General features: G+C 71.1%; 15 protein-coding genes. 11 read left to right on the top strand and 4 right to left on the bottom strand.

Features of this window, described 5'->3' with window-relative positions:
- Nucleotides 1-99: 99 nt before the first annotated feature.
- From M2157_RS13390 to M2157_RS13375, 4 genes are all read left to right on the top strand, one after another.
- Nucleotides 100-489 carry a cell division protein SepF gene (locus M2157_RS13390; protein WP_280862041.1) on the top strand — a complete coding sequence of 130 codons (390 nt, stop codon included), beginning with the start codon at nucleotides 100-102 and terminating at the stop codon, nucleotides 487-489.
- An 81-nt stretch (nucleotides 490-570) separates the two neighbouring features.
- A complete protein-coding gene (locus tag M2157_RS13385; RefSeq protein WP_280865357.1) occupies nucleotides 571-1,767 on the top strand; it encodes an ATP-binding protein in 1,197 nt (398 codons plus the stop codon).
- Nucleotides 1,764-2,090, top strand: coding sequence for a nucleotide pyrophosphohydrolase (locus M2157_RS13380; RefSeq protein WP_266509161.1), 327 nt, complete (start codon nucleotides 1,764-1,766; stop codon nucleotides 2,088-2,090). Before M2157_RS13385 ends, M2157_RS13380 begins: the two co-directional genes overlap by 4 nt.
- Before the next feature lie 178 nt (nucleotides 2,091-2,268).
- Nucleotides 2,269-2,733, top strand: a complete 465-nt coding sequence (locus tag M2157_RS13375) for a DUF6099 family protein (protein WP_280862039.1) — start codon at nucleotides 2,269-2,271, stop codon at nucleotides 2,731-2,733.
- Between the two features lie 196 nt (nucleotides 2,734-2,929).
- Here M2157_RS13375 and M2157_RS13370 read toward each other — a convergent pair whose 3' ends face one another.
- Nucleotides 2,930-3,079, bottom strand: a complete 150-nt coding sequence (locus M2157_RS13370) for a hypothetical protein (protein ID WP_280865356.1) — start codon at nucleotides 3,077-3,079, stop codon at nucleotides 2,930-2,932.
- 174 nt (nucleotides 3,080-3,253) lie between these two features.
- Here M2157_RS13370 and M2157_RS13365 point away from each other — a divergent pair, with 174 nt between their 5' ends.
- The 3 genes from M2157_RS13365 to M2157_RS13355 all read left to right on the top strand — a co-directional run bounded on the left by M2157_RS13365 (nucleotide 3,254) and on the right by M2157_RS13355 (nucleotide 8,375).
- On the top strand, nucleotides 3,254-4,177 hold the full coding sequence (locus M2157_RS13365) for an LLM class F420-dependent oxidoreductase (protein WP_280862037.1): 924 nt from the start codon (nucleotides 3,254-3,256) through the stop codon (nucleotides 4,175-4,177).
- A gap of 155 nt (nucleotides 4,178-4,332) precedes the next feature.
- Nucleotides 4,333-5,811 (top strand): 3' terminal RNA ribose 2'-O-methyltransferase Hen1, encoded by a 1,479-nt coding sequence (locus M2157_RS13360; protein WP_280865355.1) that lies wholly within the window; start codon nucleotides 4,333-4,335, stop codon nucleotides 5,809-5,811.
- A complete protein-coding gene (locus tag M2157_RS13355) occupies nucleotides 5,808-8,375 on the top strand; it encodes a polynucleotide kinase-phosphatase (protein WP_280862035.1) in 2,568 nt (855 codons plus the stop codon). Before M2157_RS13360 ends, M2157_RS13355 begins: the two co-directional genes overlap by 4 nt.
- Nucleotides 8,376-8,428: 53 nt before the next feature.
- Here M2157_RS13355 and M2157_RS13350 read toward each other — a convergent pair whose 3' ends face one another.
- Entirely contained in the window at nucleotides 8,429-9,322 is an 894-nt protein-coding gene (locus M2157_RS13350) for a hypothetical protein (protein ID WP_280862034.1), read from the bottom strand.
- Nucleotides 9,319-10,323, bottom strand: a complete 1,005-nt coding sequence (locus M2157_RS13345) for an SPFH domain-containing protein (protein WP_280862033.1) — start codon at nucleotides 10,321-10,323, stop codon at nucleotides 9,319-9,321. Before M2157_RS13345 ends, M2157_RS13350 begins: the two co-directional genes overlap by 4 nt.
- A 120-nt stretch (nucleotides 10,324-10,443) precedes the next feature.
- Between M2157_RS13345 and M2157_RS13340 the strand changes: the two genes are divergently transcribed.
- The gene (locus tag M2157_RS13340; RefSeq protein WP_280862032.1) at nucleotides 10,444-11,667 is read left to right on the top strand and encodes an arginine deiminase; all 1,224 of its coding nucleotides are present in this window, start codon (nucleotides 10,444-10,446) and stop codon (nucleotides 11,665-11,667) included.
- A 115-nt stretch (nucleotides 11,668-11,782) separates the two neighbouring features.
- On the top strand, nucleotides 11,783-12,790 hold the full coding sequence (gene argF, locus M2157_RS13335) for an ornithine carbamoyltransferase (RefSeq protein ID WP_062036066.1): 1,008 nt from the start codon (nucleotides 11,783-11,785) through the stop codon (nucleotides 12,788-12,790).
- A 3-nt stretch (nucleotides 12,791-12,793) separates the two neighbouring features.
- Here the strand turns inward: argF and M2157_RS13330 are convergent, their stop codons facing one another.
- Complete coding sequence (locus tag M2157_RS13330; RefSeq protein ID WP_280862031.1) at nucleotides 12,794-13,246, bottom strand: ATP-binding protein; 453 nt, start codon at nucleotides 13,244-13,246, stop codon at nucleotides 12,794-12,796.
- 321 nt (nucleotides 13,247-13,567) lie between these two features.
- Here M2157_RS13330 and M2157_RS13325 point away from each other — a divergent pair, with 321 nt between their 5' ends.
- The gene (locus tag M2157_RS13325; protein WP_280862030.1) at nucleotides 13,568-14,395 is read left to right on the top strand and encodes an enoyl-CoA hydratase family protein; all 828 of its coding nucleotides are present in this window, start codon (nucleotides 13,568-13,570) and stop codon (nucleotides 14,393-14,395) included.
- Nucleotides 14,396-14,397: 2 nt separating this feature from the next.
- Nucleotides 14,398-16,674: a bifunctional salicylyl-CoA 5-hydroxylase/oxidoreductase gene (locus tag M2157_RS13320; protein WP_280865354.1), complete on the top strand. Its 2,277-nt coding sequence runs from the start codon at nucleotides 14,398-14,400 to the stop codon at nucleotides 16,672-16,674.
- Nucleotides 16,675-16,688 lie beyond the last annotated feature (14 nt).

Here is a 16,688-nt window from a genome sequence, read left to right as displayed (position 1 = left end):
GCGCGGTCGCGCACCGTGTCGCTGTTGGGCCGAACGGGTGACTTGGCGTAAGAATTGGCTGGTGCAGGCATTGAAGGCGAGTCGGAGCGGGGGCAACCGGTGAACAGGTACGACGTCACCGATGAACAGTGGGAGGGGCTCGCCCAGGTCGTTCCGTTGCGCGGGCGGGACGCATGGCCGTCCGCGGTCGGCCACCGGTCCATGCCGGAGGCCGAGACCGAGGCCCGGCGCCGCTTCGTGGTCCTGCGGATCAACGTCTTCGCGGACGCCCGCGAGGTCGCCGAGACCCTGATGGCGGGCATACCCGTCCTGCTCGACCTCACCACCGCGGAGACGGAAGTCGCCAAGCGGGTCCTCGACTTCAGTACCGGCGTCGTCTTCGGCCTGGCGAGCGGGATGCACCGCGTGGACCGCAACGTGTTCCTGCTGACACCGGCCGGGACCGAGGTCACGGGGCTGATGGAGGGCGCGGGCATGCCGGGGTCGTGAGCCTCGGGGTGGTTCGCTCGTTCGTAGGAAGGGCGCTGCGGAGGAACGGTTCGTCCGGTGGCGGAGTCCTACGGTCCGGATATGCGTGTGTCCCCCACATCCTCTGTCGTGCCCGCTCAGTCGGCTCCTCCGCGCCCGGAGCGGTCGCAGGGCGGTGAGCGCCGCCCCGACCGGCCGTGTCTCACCGAGCTGCGGCTGTCCGCGTACGCCGTCCACCGGCGTGCCGGGCTACCGCTCGCGCCGCTGACCCTGTTCGCCGGGCCCAGCGGGAGCGGCAAGACGAGCGCGCTCAGGGCGTACGAGGCACTCGCGCGGCTCGGCGGCGGCGCGAGCCTCGGTGAGGTGTTCCCGCACCCCCTCTCGTACGTCCCCGACCGGGCGCGCCCCGACGCACAGCGCCGCCGCGGCTTCCGGATCGGCTGCACGGCCGACGGGCCCGAAGGGCCGGTCCGGCTCGACGTCGCGGTCCAGGCCGAGCCCGAACTGCGCATCGTGGGCGAGCGGTTGACCTCCGGCGGGCTCGTGCTGCTCGAAACCGCCCTGCGCGACCCCTCCCGCCGGGCCGTGCAGGCCGCCTGGCACACGGCCGGGACCGCGCCGGTCACCCGCGCCCCGCTCCCGGACGACCAGCTCGGCACCGCCCTGCTGCCGCTGCGCGTGGCCGGCAAGACGGACGGACAGCGGCGCGTCCTCGCCGCCGCCGAGCAGATGGTCGTCGCCCTGCGCTCCGTCTTCGGCTGCGACCCACGGCCCGGCCGCATGCGCCTGCCCGTCCCGACCGGCTCCGGACGGCTCCTCGGCGGCTGCGACAACCTCGCCGACGTCCTGTGGCGTACGCGCACGGAGTGCGGCCGGCGCCACGCGCAGCTCGTCGCCGCGGTGCGCGCCGGATGTGCGGGCCCCGTCGCCGACGTCCTCGCCGAGCCCCTTCCCACCGGGACGGTCCGGGCACTTCTCGACCGCGGGGACGGCAGCCGTACGGCGCTCGGGCGGCTGGGCGACGGCGAGTTGAGGTACCTCGCGCTCGCGTTGGTGCTGCTCACCGGGCCCGGGGTGCTGGAGGTCGATCCGGTCGGTGAGGTGCCCGCGGCGATGCAGACGCTCACCGTGCTCGCCGACAACCTCGACCGGAGCCTGGACCCACGGCAGCGGACCGAACTGCTGCGGCTGGCCGTGCGGATGTGCGAACGCGGACACATCCGGCTCGTCGGCGCGGTGAGCGACGCCTCCTGGGCCGCCGGGGTGGACGGGGTCACGGTGGTACACCTGGAGCCGTGACAGAACCTCTCGACGTGGCGAAACTGCAGCGCCGGCTGGCCGAGTTCGCGGCGGCCCGCGATTGGCAGCCGTACCACACCCCCAAGAACCTCGTCGCCGCGCTCAGCGTGGAGGCCTCCGAACTGGTCGAGATCTTCCAGTGGTTGACGCCCGAGGAGTCGGCGCGGGTCATGGACGACCCCGACACCGCGCACCGTGTCACGGACGAGATCGCCGATGTGCTCGCGTATCTGCTCCAGTTGTGCGAGGTGCTCGGCGTCGATCCGCTGGCGGCGCTGGACGCGAAGATCGACCGGAACGAGCGGAGGTTTCCGGCGCCGTAAGGAAGGGTTCAGTCCTCTTTCACTCTCCGTGATGAAAAGTTGGTCCGAAACCGATTTGTTGTCCACAGATTTCCGTCTACCTCTGGTTTTTCGTTCCGAGCGAGCTCACTCTGGGTAGTGGACAGGCAGGCGCGGGCGGACGTGCCCGGGCGTACGCCGGGACAGACGGGGGCAGCCGATGGACGCGGTGCGGCTCATCGTGACGAGCAGGCGTGCCCTGGCCGGGGGCGGCGAGGCGCCTCAGGTCATGGCGGAGGTGTGGCAGGCGCAGGCACTGGCCCAGGCGATAGGGAGCCGCCTCGCGGTCGCCGGGCCTCCCGAACTCCGGGGCGAGGCCTTGGGGCTGACCGAGCTGGCGGGCCGCGGTTGCGGTGTCCTCGACCGCCCCGACATCGCCATGGCGGAGTTGCGGGCCGCCCAGCTCACCGAGCTCGGTGACGCCCGCCAGGCCCTCGTCTACCTCGGCGGCCTCCTCGGCGAGGTGGGCATAGCCCTGGTCGGCCTCGCGTCCGCGGCGGACGACGAGACGACGTACTGGCAGTGCATGGAGGCGATCGACGCGGCGGACGAGTCGCGGGACCGGGTGCTGCAGATGCTGCGAAGACTGGCGGATCGGGGGGAGGAGTTGCCGGAGGCGGGGTGAGTTCTTCGGCTGCGGGCCGGTGGGGGCTGGTCGCGCCCACGCGGCGGAGCCGCATATGGATACAGCCCCGCGCCCCTAGGTGGGTACAGCTGGGCTTGCTTCGACTGCACCCACTCAGGGGCGCGGGGCTGTGACATCAGCGGCTCCGCCGCGGGGCGCGACCAGCCACGACGCAACCCGCAGCCGAAGACTGTCCTCAGCCCGCCTCCTGCTCACCAACCCCCCGCCCCGAACCCCCGGCCCCCTGAAGTTCCGCATCCAGCGCCGACAGATCCGCGTTCAGCGCCGCCATCAACTCCTCCATCTGCTGCAGCAACCCCTTCGGCGGCACGGTTTCTTCGGACAAGACGGCCTCCTCGGCCCAAGGACCCCGGCGGAGGGGCCGACGCGGGTAACGGATCACGCACCGGCGACGACAAGCCGGCTCCGCCTGGGCCAACGATCACCACAGGACTCGGTCACTGGTGCGGCCACGGGGACCGATGGGACCACGGTGAACCCCTGCGTGCAGGATGGAGTCATGGATCTCCGTATCTTCACCGAGCCCCAGCAGGGCGCGAGCTACGACACCCTCCTCACCGTCGCCAGGGCCACCGAGGACCTCGGCTTCGACGCGTTCTTCCGTTCCGACCACTACCTGAAGATGGGCGACGCCGACGGCCTCCCCGGCCCCACCGACGCCTGGATCACCCTCGCCGGCCTCGCCCGTGAGACCAAGCGCATACGCCTCGGCACCCTGATGACCGCGGCCACCTTCCGGCTCCCCGGCGTCCTCGCCATCCAGGTCGCCCAGGTCGACCAGATGTCCGGCGGCCGCGTCGAACTGGGCCTCGGGGCCGGTTGGTTCGAGGAGGAGCACGCGGCGTACGGCATCCCGTTCCCGAAGGAGAAGTTCCCGCGCCTGGAGGAGCAGCTGGAGATCGTCACCGGCCTGTGGGCCACCGAGCCCGGCGAGACCTTCGACTTCCACGGCGAGCACTACGACCTCACGAAGTCACCCGCGCTGCCCAAGCCCGCCCAGAGCAGGATCCCCGTGCTGATCGGCGGCCACGGCGCGACCCGCACCCCGCGCCTCGCCGCCCGTTACGCCGATGAGTTCAACATGCCGTTCGCCTCGCCCGAGGACAGCGAGACGCAGTTCGGCCGGGTCCGTGCCGCCGCCCAGGAGGCGGGCCGCGCGGCCGACGCGATCACCTACTCCAACGCGCTCGTCGTCTGCGTGGGCAAGGACGACCAGGAGGTCGCCCGCCGTGCCGCCGCGCTCGGCCGCGAGGTCGAGGAGCTCAAGACCAACGGCCTGGCCGGCACCCCCGCCGAGGTCGTCGACAAGATCGGCCGCTATGCCGCCGTGGGCTCGCGCCGGATCTACCTCCAGGTCCTCGATCTCGACGACCTGGACCACCTGGAGCTGATCTCGGCGCAGGTCCAGTCGCAGCTGTCGTAAGCGGTTCGGCGCCTTTCGATTAATCGAAGGCGCAGGTCGGACGGATCGTGCGAAGCTGAGGACGTCGTCCTGCCGGCCCCCCAGGATCACCCTCCTCGGGGGCCTTCGCGCGTACGGCGTCAATGTCCCGTCCACCGGCCGGAGAGGCCACTCGTATGTTTCTGACGATCAGTACCACCGGCACTCCCGAGCGCCCCGCCACCGATCTCGGCTTCCTGCTGCACAAGCATCCCGAGAAGGCGCAGGCGTTCTCCACCTCCTACGGCAGGGCGCACGTCCTGTATCCCGAGGCGGACGATCAGCGTTGCACGGCGGCGCTGTTGCTGGAGGTCGACGCGGTGGCGCTGGTCAGGCGCGGCAAGGGCAAAGGGCGCGGCGGCGCCCCGGACGCGGCGCTCGCGCAGTACGTCAACGACCGCCCCTACGCGGCGTCTTCGCTGCTCGCGGTGGCGCTGAGCGCGGTCTTCTCCAGCGCGATGCGCGGGGTGTGCAGCGCCAAGCCCGAACTCCCGTCGCAGACACGGCCGTTGCGCATCGAGGTGCCCGCTGTGGCGGCCCGCGGCGGCCCGGAACTCGTACGCCGCCTGTTCGAGCCGCTCGGCTGGACCGTGACGGCCGAACCGGTCGCGCTGGACACCGAGTTCCCCGAGTGGGGCGACTCGCGCTATGTCCGCCTCGAACTGGAGTCCGCGCAGCTGACCGTCGCCGAGGCCCTGCGTCATCTGTACGTCCTCCTCCCCGTCCTCGACGACGCCAAGCACTACTGGGTGGCCCCCGACGAGGTCGACAAGCTGCTCAGGGCCGGTGAGGGCTGGCTGCCCGCGCACCCGGAGCAGAAGCTGATCACCAGCCGTTACCTGTCCCGCCGCTGGTCGCTGACGCGTGAGGCGATGGAACGCCTGGAGCTGGTGCGGCTGGCCGAGGCCGACGACAGCGAGGTCGAGGACATCGACAACGCCGTCGAGGCGGAGACCGAGACCGAGGAGAAGCCGACCCCGCTCGCCGTCCAGCGCCGTGAGGCCATCCTGGAGGCGCTGCGCGCGGCCGGCGCCGCCCGCGTCCTCGACCTCGGCTGCGGACAGGGCCAGTTGGTGCAGGCACTGCTCAAGGACCCGAAGTTCACCGAGATCGTCGGCGTCGACGTGTCGGTGCGGGCGCTCACCATCGCCTCCCGGCGGCTGAAGCTGGACCGCATGGGGGAGCGGATGGCCTCGCGCGTCCAGCTCTTCCAGGGCTCGCTGGCGTACACCGACAAGCGGCTCAAGGGGTACGACGCCGCCGTGCTCAGCGAGGTGATCGAGCACCTCGACCTGCCCCGGTTGCCCGCCCTGGAGTACGCGGTGTTCGGCGCGGCCCGTCCGCGGACCGTCCTCGTGACGACCCCGAACGTCGAGTACAACGTCCGCTGGGAGTCGCTCCCGGCCGGGCACGTCCGGCACGGCGACCACCGCTTCGAGTGGACGCGGCAGGAGTTCCGGGCCTGGGCCTCGTCGGTGGCCGAACGGCACGGCTACGACGTGGAGTTCATGCCGGTGGGGCCGGACGACCCGGAGGTGGGGCCGCCCACGCAGATGGCCATTTTTGCATTGAGCACAGCTGTGATCAGGACCGAGAAGGAGGCGAAGGCGGCATGACCGAGATCCAGCGCACGGGACGGACTCTTCCCGTCACCGACCTCTCCCTCGTCGTCCTCGTCGGCGCCTCGGGCTCCGGCAAGTCCACCTTCGCCCGCCGGCACTTCAAGCCGACCGAGGTGATCTCCTCGGACTTCTGCCGGGGCCTGGTCTCCGACGACGAGAACGACCAGGGCGCGACGAAGGACGCCTTCGACGTCCTGCACTACATCGCGGGCAAGCGCCTGGCCGCCGGCCGCCGCACGGTCGTCGACGCGACCAGTGTGCAGGAGGACAGCCGACGGCAGCTGATCGACCTGGCGAAGAAGTACGACGTGCTGCCCATCGCCATCGTCCTGGACGTGCCGGAGGAGGTGTGCGCCGAGCGCAACGCGGCCCGCACCGACCGGGCCGACATGCCGATCCGGGTCATCAAGCGCCACATCCGTGAACTGAGGCGATCGATCCGCCGCCTGGAGCGCGAGGGCTTCCGCAAGGTGCACGTCCTGCGCGGCGTGGCGGACGTCGAGAACGCCACCGTCGTCACCGAGAAGCGCTTCAACGACCTGACCCACCTCACCGGCCCCTTCGACATCGTCGGTGACATCCACGGCTGCGCCTTGGAACTGGAGTCGCTGCTCGGCAAGTTGGGCTACACCGACGGCGTCCACCCCGAGGGCCGCACCGCGGTCTTCGTCGGTGACCTCGTCGACCGCGGCCCGGACAGCCCCGGTGTGCTGCGCCGCGTGATGTCGATGGTCAAGTCGGGCAACGCGCTGTGCGTGCCGGGCAACCACGAGAACAAGTACGGCCGTTACCTGAAGGGCCGCAAGGTCCAGCACACCCATGGCCTCGCGGAGACCATCGAGCAGATGGAGAGCGTCTCGGACGAGTTCCGGTCCGAGGTGAGGGAGTTCATCGACGGTCTGGTCAGCCACTACGTCCTCGACGGCGGCCGCCTGGTCGTCTGCCACGCCGGTCTGCCGGAGAAGTACCACGGCCGCACCTCCGGCCGGGTCCGCTCGCACGCCCTGTACGGCGACACCACCGGAGAGACCGACGAGTTCGGACTGCCGGTGCGCTACCCGTGGGCGGAGGACTACCGCGGCCGGGCGGCCGTGGTCTACGGCCACACGCCGGTTCCGGAGGCGACGTGGCTCAACAACACGATCTGCCTGGACACCGGAGCGGTCTTCGGCGGCAAGCTCACGGCGCTGCGCTGGCCGGAGCGGGAGCTGGTCGACGTACCGGCGGAGCGGGTCTGGTACGAGCCGACCAAGCCGCTGAAGACGGAGGCGCCCGGCGGGCACGACGGCCGGCCGCTGGACCTCGCCGACGTGCACGGCCGCCGGGCGGTCGAGACCCGGCACACGGGCCGGGTCGCCGTCCGGGAGGAGAACGCGGCCGCGGCCCTGGAGGTCATGAGCCGCTTCGCGGTGGACCCGCGGCTGCTGCCGTACCTCCCACCGACCATGGCACCGACGGCCACCAGCCACATCGAGGGGTACCTGGAGCACCCCGCCGAGGCCTTCGCGCAGTACGCGCAGGACGGTGTCGAGCGGGTCGTGTGCGAGGAGAAGCACATGGGCTCGCGGGCGGTGGCCCTGGTCTGCCGGGACGCGGAGACGGCCCGCAAGCGCTTCGGCGTGGACGGCCCGACCGGCTCCCTCTACACGCGCACCGGCCGCCCCTTCTTCGACGACGAGTCGGTGACGGAGGCGATCCTGGACCGCTTGCGAGAGGCGATCGGCGAGGCGGGCCTGTGGTCCGAACTCACTGCGTCCAACAGCGCCTCCGGCGCGGGGGACTGGCTCCTGCTGGACGCCGAGCTGATGCCGTGGTCGCTGAAGGCCGCCGGCCTGCTGCGGTCGCAGTACGCGGCCGTCGGCGCCGCGGCCGGCGCGGTCTTCCCGGGCGCGCTGGCCGCGCTCCAGGGGGCGGCCGACCGGGGCGTGGACGTGACGGACCTGCTGGCCCGCCAGCGCGAACGGGCCGACGCGGCGGACGCGTTCACCGACGCGTACCGGCGCTACTGCTGGACCACCGACGGTCTGGACGGCGTCCGCCTGGCGCCGTTCCAGATCCTCGCGGTGCAGGGCCGCAGTCTCGCCGCGCTCCCGCACGACGAGCAGCTGGCCCTGCTGGACCGCCTGGTGGAGCACGACGGCACCGGCCTGCTCCAGACCACCCGGCGCCTCTACGTCGACACCGGTGACCCGGAGTCGGTGCGGGCGGGCGTCGACTGGTGGCTGGAGATGACCGGCCGCGGCGGCGAGGGCATGGTCGTCAAGCCGCTCGGCGCGGTGGTCCGCAGCCCGGAGGGCCGGCTGGTCCAGCCCGGCATCAAGTGCCGCGGCCGGGAGTACCTGCGGATCATCTACGGTCCGGAGTACACCCGCCCGGAGAACCTCGACCGCCTGCGCAAGAGGTTCCTGAACCACAAGCGCTCCCTCGCGATCCGCGAGTACGCCCTCGGCCTGGAGGCCCTGGACCGGCTGGCGGAGGGCGAGCCGCTCTGGCGGGTCCACGAGGCGGTGTTCGGGGTGCTGGCGCTGGAGTCGGAGCCGGTCGACCCACGGCTGTGAGGCGCGGGTCGGGGGGTGAGGGGTGATCTGCCGGTCACCCCTCCCCCCCCGGTTCACCCCACCAACCGCAACCGCTCCCCACACACCCCCACCTCCACCGTCTGCCCCCACGTCAGCTCCACCGCGTCCCCTTCCATGCCGTCCCCGAAGGCGATCAGCCGTTCGGACTCGACGGTGAGGCGGAGGCGGGCGCGGGCGGGGAGTTCGCCGGCGATCAGGGACGTTCCGGTGGCGGGGGACGGCCAGGCCTCCCGTACGAACCACAGCAGGCGGTCCTCCGTCGGGCCAGGCAGCCGCAGCCGGCCGCCCCGCTCCTGCCAGAGCGAGCGGAGCCAGCCGGTGGCCCCTGTCCCCGTCCCCACCAGCACCCCGGACGAAGCCTGGGCCTCGACGACACCCCCGTCGCCCTCCAGGCCCAGGCGGTATCTGGCTGTCTGGTGTCCGGCGGCGCCCAGGTAGATCTCGTTCAGGGCGACCAGCCGCTGTGTGTCGTCGGCGACGGCCTCGACCATGGTGAGTTCGTCCACGGTGGTGTCGAGGGCCGCCGGGAGCAGGGCCGCGGCCTGCGCGGGACGGTGGCGTACCAGGACGCCGGGGTTGCGGCCGGGGTCGGTGTCGATGCCCAGCACCCGTTGCCCGGAGAGGTATTTGGCGACGTTGGCCACCAGACCGTCCTGCCCGACCACGATCACGACGTCCTCGGGTGCGAACAGGAAGCGGTCCAGGTCGGCTCGTTCCACCCGCGCCTGACGCCAGGTCAGTGGGATGGCGGAGGTCACCTCGGCGAGCGCCCGCCGGGTGCGCTCATGACGTTCGGCGACCTCCGCGATGTCCCGGCCCCGGGAGGACAGGAAGAAGGCGGCCTGGCCATGGGTGCCGTGGTGGGCCACCAACTCCTCGTACTCCGTGGTGCGGTGAACCAGGACGGCCCGCGGTGCGAGGCTCACTCCGGCTCCCGTGCGCCCAGCTTCGCCAGCAGCCCCGTCAGTACGTCCGGCGAGATCGTCAGGCTGTCGATGTTCGGCAGGTTCTCCGCGAGCCGGGTCCCGGCGAGGGCGTGCAGCGTGGCGACCTCGACCTCCGCGTGCACCCGCAACCAGGCGGCCTGCGCCTGTGCCTTCGCGTCGCCCACCGTGCGCGCGCCTTCGGCCTCCGCGCGAGCGAGCCGTACCGACCGTGTCGCCTCCGCCTCGGCCCGTACCGCGTCCGCCGCCGCGTGCTCCTCCGCCTCCCGGCGTGCGTTCGTGCCCCGCTGCTCCACCAACTGCTCCTCGCGGCGGGCGAGTTCGATCTGGCTGGCCAGTTCGTTCTCGGCGATGGCCCGTTCCCGCTCCACGGCGACGGCCCGCCGTTCGTAGGTCGCCCGGTCGGCCTCCTGCTGGATCTGTTCGCGGGCCGGGGTGCGCAGGGCGCGCTCCACCTCCGGCTCGGGGCGCAGCGCCATCACGCGTACGGCCACCACCTCGATGCCGGTGGCCGGCAGCCGTGGTTCGGCGTCCAGGCCCGCCGCGATCCTCTCCCGCACCGCCGAAACGCCGTCGACCAGGGCGGAGGACAGGGATGTCCGGGTCAGTACGTCGAGCGCGTGCTGCTGGGCCGTCTCCGTGAGCAGCGTGCCCAGTTGCTCCAGGGGCGCGCCCCGCCACACGCCGGTGTCCGGGTCGATCGAGAAGTCCAGGCGGGCGGCGGCCAGTGCCGGGTCGCCGATCCGGTAGGTCACGGTCGCCTGTACCGCCACGTCCTGGAAGTCCGACGTACGGGCATGGAACGTCATGGCCAACTCGCGGTCGTCCACCGGAACTTCGGAGAGCGCGGCCGTCAGTGCGCGGAACCAGAAGCTGAGCCCCGGACCGTCGTGCAGCAGTGTGCCGCCGCGGTGGTGCCGGATGTGCGCCGTGGGCGCGCCGCGCAGATGGCGCCAGCCGAGGCGCCGGGTGATGTCGGCCATCGAACCCCCTCTTTTCGTCTGTTGGACGATAACCGCGTGAGATGCTTGTCGTCAAGTGGACGAGAAAGAAGCTGGGCGGACTGAGGGGTCAAGACGCCCCCCGTTGGTCAGGATGGAGGCATGGGATTCCATGTCGACTCCGAGGCCGGGCGGCTGCGCCGCGTCATCCTTCACCGGCCGGATCTCGAGCTCAAAAGGCTCACCCCCAGCAACAAGGACGCACTGCTCTTCGACGACGTGCTGTGGGTGCGCCGGGCGCGCGCCGAGCACGACGGGTTCGCCGACGTGCTGCGCGACCGCGGTGTCGCCGTCCATCTCTTCGGTGACCTGCTCACCGAGGCCCTGGAGATCCCGGCGGCCCGGTCACTCGTCCTGGACCGTGTCTTCGACGAGAAGGAGTACGGCCCGCTGGCCACCGACCACCTCCGGGCCTCCTTCGAGACACTGCCCGCCGCGGAGCTGGCCGAGGCCCTCGTCGGCGGCATGACCAAGCGGGAGTTCCTGGAGGCGCACCCGGAACCGACCTCCGTGCGCTTCCATGTCATGGACCTCGACGACTTCCTGCTCGCCCCGCTGCCCAATCACCTCTTCACCCGCGACACCTCGGCCTGGATCTACGACGGTGTCGCCGTCAACGCCATGCGCTGGCCGGCCCGTCAGCGCGAGACGGTCCACTTCGAGGCGATCTACCGCCACCACCCGCTCTTCCGTGACGAAACGTTCCACATCTGGTCGGAGGGGCAGGCCGACTACCCGTCCACCATCGAGGGCGGGGACGTCCTCGTCATCGGCAACGGCGCCGTCCTCATCGGCATGAGCGAGCGCACCACGCCCCAGGCCGTCGAGATGCTCGCGCACAAGCTGTTCGCCGAGGGCTCCGCGCAGTCGATCGTGGCCCTCGACATGCCGAAACGCCGGGCCTTCATGCATCTCGACACCGTGATGACGATGGTCGACGGCGACACCTTCACCCAGTACGCCGGACTCGGCATGCTCAGGTCGTACACCATCGAACCGGGCGTCGGTGACAAGGAGCTCAAGGTCACCGACCACCCGTCGGAGCACATGCACCGCGCGATAGCCGCCTCACTCGGGCTGAGCGAGATCCGTGTGCTGACCGCCACCCAGGACGTGCACGCGGCCGAGCGCGAGCAGTGGGACGACGGCTGCAACGTCCTCGCCGTCGAGCCGGGTGTCGTCGTCGCCTACGAGCGCAACGCCACCACCAACACCCATCTGCGCAAGCAGGGCATCGAGGTGATAGAGATCCCGGGCAGCGAGCTGGGGCGGGGGAGGGGCGGGCCGCGCTGTATGAGCTGTCCGGTGGAGCGGGAGGCCGTATAGGAGGGATCTCTTATGGAACGCGCGAGCGCATAGTCGTACAGGAGTCTGTATATAAATGCTGAGTATCGTATAGACTTCCAAGGGTCCGCTGTTCACGTACCTCTGGAGCGCCCCCATGGCGACAGTCCCGACCGCCCTCGCCGGCCGCCACTTCCTCAAGGAGCTCGACTTCACCGAGCAGGAGTTCCTCGGGCTGGTCGAGCTGGCAGCCGAGCTGAAGGCCGCCAAGAAGGCGGGGACCGAGACGCGGTACCTGAACGGGAAGAACATCGCGCTGATCTTCGAGAAGACCTCGACGCGCACGCGCTGCGCGTTCGAGGTCGCGGCGGCGGACCAGGGCGCCTCGACGACGTACCTGGACCCGTCCGGCTCGCAGATCGGCCACAAGGAGTCCGTACGGGACACCGCGCGCGTGCTCGGTCGTATGTACGACGGGATCGAGTACCGCGGGGACAGCCAGCAGAAGGTGGAGGAGCTGGCCGCGTATGCCGGGGTGCCGGTGTACAACGGGCTCACCGACGACTGGCATCCCACGCAGATGCTGGCCGACGTGCTGACGATGACCGAGCACACCGCGAAGCCGGTCCGGGAGATCGTCTTCGCCTACCTCGGTGACGCGCGGTTCAACATGGGCAACTCGTATCTGATCACCGGTGCGCTGTTGGGCATGGACGTACGGATCGTCGCCCCGAAGGCCTACTGGCCCGCGCAGGACGTCGTCGAGCGGGCCCGTACGCTCGCCGTGGACAGCGGGGCGCGGATCACCCTCACCGAGTCGCTGGAGGAGGGTGTGCGGGGGGCGGATTTCGTCGCGACCGATGTCTGGGTCTCCATGGGGGAGCCGAAGGACGTGTGGGACGAGCGGATCGCCGCGCTGTCGCCGTACGCGGTGACCACGGACGTGCTGCGGGCCACGGGGAACGCGGACGTCAAGTTCCTGCACTGTCTGCCCGCCTTCCACGACCTCGGTACGAAGGTGGGACAGGAGATCTTCGAGACCCACGGCCTGGAGTCCCTGGAGGTCACGGACGAGGTGTTCGAGTCGGTGCACTCGGTGGTCTTCGACGAGGCGGAGAACCGTCTGCACACGATCAAGGCGGTCCTGGTGGCGACGCTGGCCTGAGCGTCACGCCGGATGCCACTGCCGCGGCACCACCGGCAGACGGAACCACACCGCCTTGCCGGTCTCGGTCGGGCGGTGCCCGCACGACGAACTGAGCGCCCTGATCAGGAGCAGGCCCCGGCCGTGCTCCTGCCAGGGGTCCGGGTCCCTGGTGTCCGGCTGGGTCAGATGGCCCGGGGGTGCCGGGTCCGGGTCGTGCACCTCCACCTGGCAGCCGGTCGGCAGCAACTCCACGACCAGCTCTATCGGGGTCTCGCCGGAGGTGTGTTCCACGGCGTTCGCCACCAGCTCGGCCGTCAGCAGCTCCGCGGTGTCGCAGTCCGCCCCGTGCTCCAGCTCGGCCAGCGCGGTGCGGACCAGAGCGCGCGCCACGGGCACGGCCGCGGCGGAGTGCGGCAGCGCGATGCGCCAGGAGGCGGAGGCCGGGGGGCGTTCTTGCAAGGCGGGTCCGTTCATGAGCAGGCTGTCCTGCTTTCAACCTTATGAATGGTACGGCGCCGTCGGCAGAGTCGTCCGGCGGGCGCCGTACGGGACCTTCGGCCCCGTTGGCAGGCGGCTTACCCGTAGCAACGGCTTGCCTCCCGCCGCTGATCCCGCCGTTGCCGGTCTGTCGACGAGCCGTGACGGATGTGACCGGGCCAGGTCACATCCGTATGCCTTATCGCGCACTCGTGACGACAGTCAAAGAGGGGTGATAGCTTCGAGGGAAGAGCGCACCCGGGTGCGCCTGGAACCTCGCCACTCGCACTTCGTCCGAGCACGAGGAGGCCGCACGCCATGAGTCCCTTCACCGGCTCCGCCGCCCGCACCTCCGACTGGCGGCACCTGCGCGTCGACCTCACCGACGGGGTCGCCACCGTCACCCTCGCCCGCCCCGAGAAACTCAACGCGCTCACCTTCGGCGCCTATGCCGACCTGCGCGACCTCCTCGCCGAACTGTCCCGCGAGCGTTCCGTCCGCGCCCTGGTCCTGGCCGGCGAGGGACGCGGTTTCTGCTCCGGAGGTGACGTCGACGAGATCATCGGCGCGACCCTCGCCATGGACACCGCCCAGCTCCTCGACTTCAACCGGATGACGGGCCAGGTGGTGAGGGCCCTGCGGGAATGTCCGTTCCCCGTGATCGCGGCGGTGCACGGGGTGGCGGCGGGCGCGGGCGCGGTCCTCGCCCTGGCGGCCGACTTCCGGGTGGCGGACCCCTCGACCCGCTTCGCCTTCCTCTTCACCCGGGTCGGCCTGTCCGGCGGCGACATGGGCGCGGCCTATCTGCTGCCTCGCGTGGTCGGCCTCGGCCATGCCACCCGGCTCCTCATGCTCGGCGAACCGGTCCGCGCTCCCGAGGCCGAGCGCATCGGCCTGATCAGCGAACTGACCGAGGAGGGCGGCGCGGACGAGGCCGCCGCGCGCCTGGCCCGCCGGCTGGCGGACGGCCCGGCACTGGCGTACGCCCAGACGAAGGCCCTGCTGACCGCGGAGCTGGACATGCCGTTGGCCGCCTCGGTGGAACTCGACGCCTCGACGCAGGCCCTCCTGATGAACGGCGAGGACTACCGGGAGTTCCACGCGGCCTTCACGGAGAAGCGGCCGCCGAAGTGGCAGGGACGGTGATCATGTCCCTCTCCGTCCCCCGCATCGCGATCATCGGCGGCGGCCCCGGTGGGCTGTACGCGGCAGCTCTGCTGAAGCGGCTCGATCCCGGGCGTGCGGTCACCGTGTGGGAGCGCAACGCCCCCGACGACACCTTCGGCTTCGGCGTGGTCCTCTCCGACGAGACCCTCGGCGGCATCGAGCACGCCGACCCGGTGGTCCACGAGGCGATGCAGTCCGACTTCGTCCGCTGGGACGACATCGACGTCGTGCACCGGGGCGTACGGCACACCTCCTCAGGCCACGGCTTCGCCGCACTCGGCCGCAGACGACTGCTCGAGATACTGCACGAGCGCTGCCGCGCTCTCGGCGTGGATCTCCGCTTCCGTACGGTGGCCCCGGCCGGCCTCGATGAGACACACGACCTCGTCATCGCCGCCGACGGCGTCAACAGCACGACACGCGAACGCCACAGCCATGTGTTCCGCCCCCATGTGACCCCGCACCACTGCCGCTACATCTGGCTCGCCGCCGACTTCCCCTTCGACGCCTTCCGGTTCGAGATCGCCGAGACCGAACACGGCGTGATGCAACTCCACGGCTACCCCTACGCACCCGACGCCTCCACCGTGATCATCGAGATGCGCGAGGAGGTCTGGAGGGCGGCCGGCTTCGACGAGGTCACCCCACAGGAGTCGACGGAGAGCTGCGCCAAGATCTTCGCCGAAGCACTCCGCGGCCGCCCGCTGCGCTCCAACAACTCCACGTGGACCACCTTCCGCACGGTCGTCAACGACCATTGGTCGCACGGCAACACCGTGCTGCTCGGCGACGCGGCCCACACCGCCCACTTCTCCATCGGCTCCGGCACCAAGCTCGCCGTCGAGGACGCCCTCGCCCTGGCCGCCTGTCTGGAGGAACAGCCTTCACTGGAAGGCGCGTTGGCGGCCTACGAGGCGGAGCGCAAACCCGTCGTCGCCTCCACCCAACGCGCCGCCCGCGCCAGCCTGGAGTGGTTCGAGAACCTCGGCCTGTACCTCGATCAGCCGCCCCGCCAGTTCGCCTTCAACCTGCTCACCCGCAGCCGCCGCGTCACCCACGACAACCTGCGCCTGCGCGACCCCCGCTTCACCGGTGCCGTGGAGCGCGAGTTCGGCTGCGCGCCGGGCACGCCCCCGATGTTCACCCCGTTCCGGCTGCGCGGACTGACCCTGCGCAACCGGGTCGTGGTGTCGCCGATGGACATGTACTCCGCCACCGACGGCATCCCCGGCGACTTCCACCTGGTCCACCTGGGCGCCCGGGCCCTCGGCGGTGCCGGGCTGGTGATGACCGAGATGGTGTGCGTCTCGCCCGAGGGACGGATCACGCCCGGCTGCACCGGCCTCTACGACGGCAGGCAGGCCGCGGCCTGGAAACGGATCACCGAGTTCGTGCACGCGCAGTCGCCGGGCACCGCGATCGGCGTGCAGCTCGGACACAGCGGCCGCAAGGGTTCGACCAAGCTGATGTGGGAGGGCATCGACGAGCCGCTGCCGGAGGGCAACTGGCCGGTCGTGGCGCCGTCCCCGATCCCGTACAAGCCCTCCAACCAGACCCCGCGCGAGCTCGGCCGTGCCCAACTGACCGACATCCGTGAGCAGTTCACGGCGGCGGCCTGGCGTGCCGCCCGGGCCGGCTTCGACCTCCTCGAACTGCACTGCGCGCACGGCTATCTGCTCTCAAGCTTCCTCTCCCCGCTGACCAACCGGCGCACGGACGCCTACGGCGGCTCGCTCGCGAAGCGCCTCCGCTTCCCGCTCGAAGTCTTCGACGCCATCAGGGGAGTGTGGCCGCAGGAACGGCCCATGACCGTCCGCATCTCCGCCACCGACTGGGCCGAGGGCGGCAACACGGCCGAGGACGCCGTCGAGATCGCCCGCGCCTTCGCCGCGCACGGCGCCGACGCGATCGACGTGTCGACCGGGCAGGTCGTGGCCGAGGAGCACCCGGAGTACGGGCGGTCGTACCAGACGCCGTACGCCGACCGGATCCGTCACGAGACCGGTGTCCCGGTGATCGCGGTCGGTGCCATCTCCTCCTGGGACGACGTCAACTCGCTGATCCTGGCCGGGCGTACGGATCTGTGCGCGCTGGCCCGCCCGCATCTCCACGACCCGCACTGGACCCTGCACGCGGCCGCCGAGCAGGGGTACGACGGCCCCGGCGTCGTCTGGCCGGTCCCGTACCGAGCGGGCAGCCGCCGCCCGCAGACCGGACGCACGGATGCCCCCAAGCCCCGGCTCACGCTGGGGACTTGAGCAGCCCCGTTCCG

The organism is Streptomyces sp. SAI-127, assembly GCF_029894425.1.
Lineage (GTDB): Bacteria > Actinomycetota > Actinomycetes > Streptomycetales > Streptomycetaceae > Streptomyces.
The sequence above is the reverse complement of the archived record's forward strand: the minus strand, read 5'-3'. Positions and strand labels throughout refer to the sequence as shown.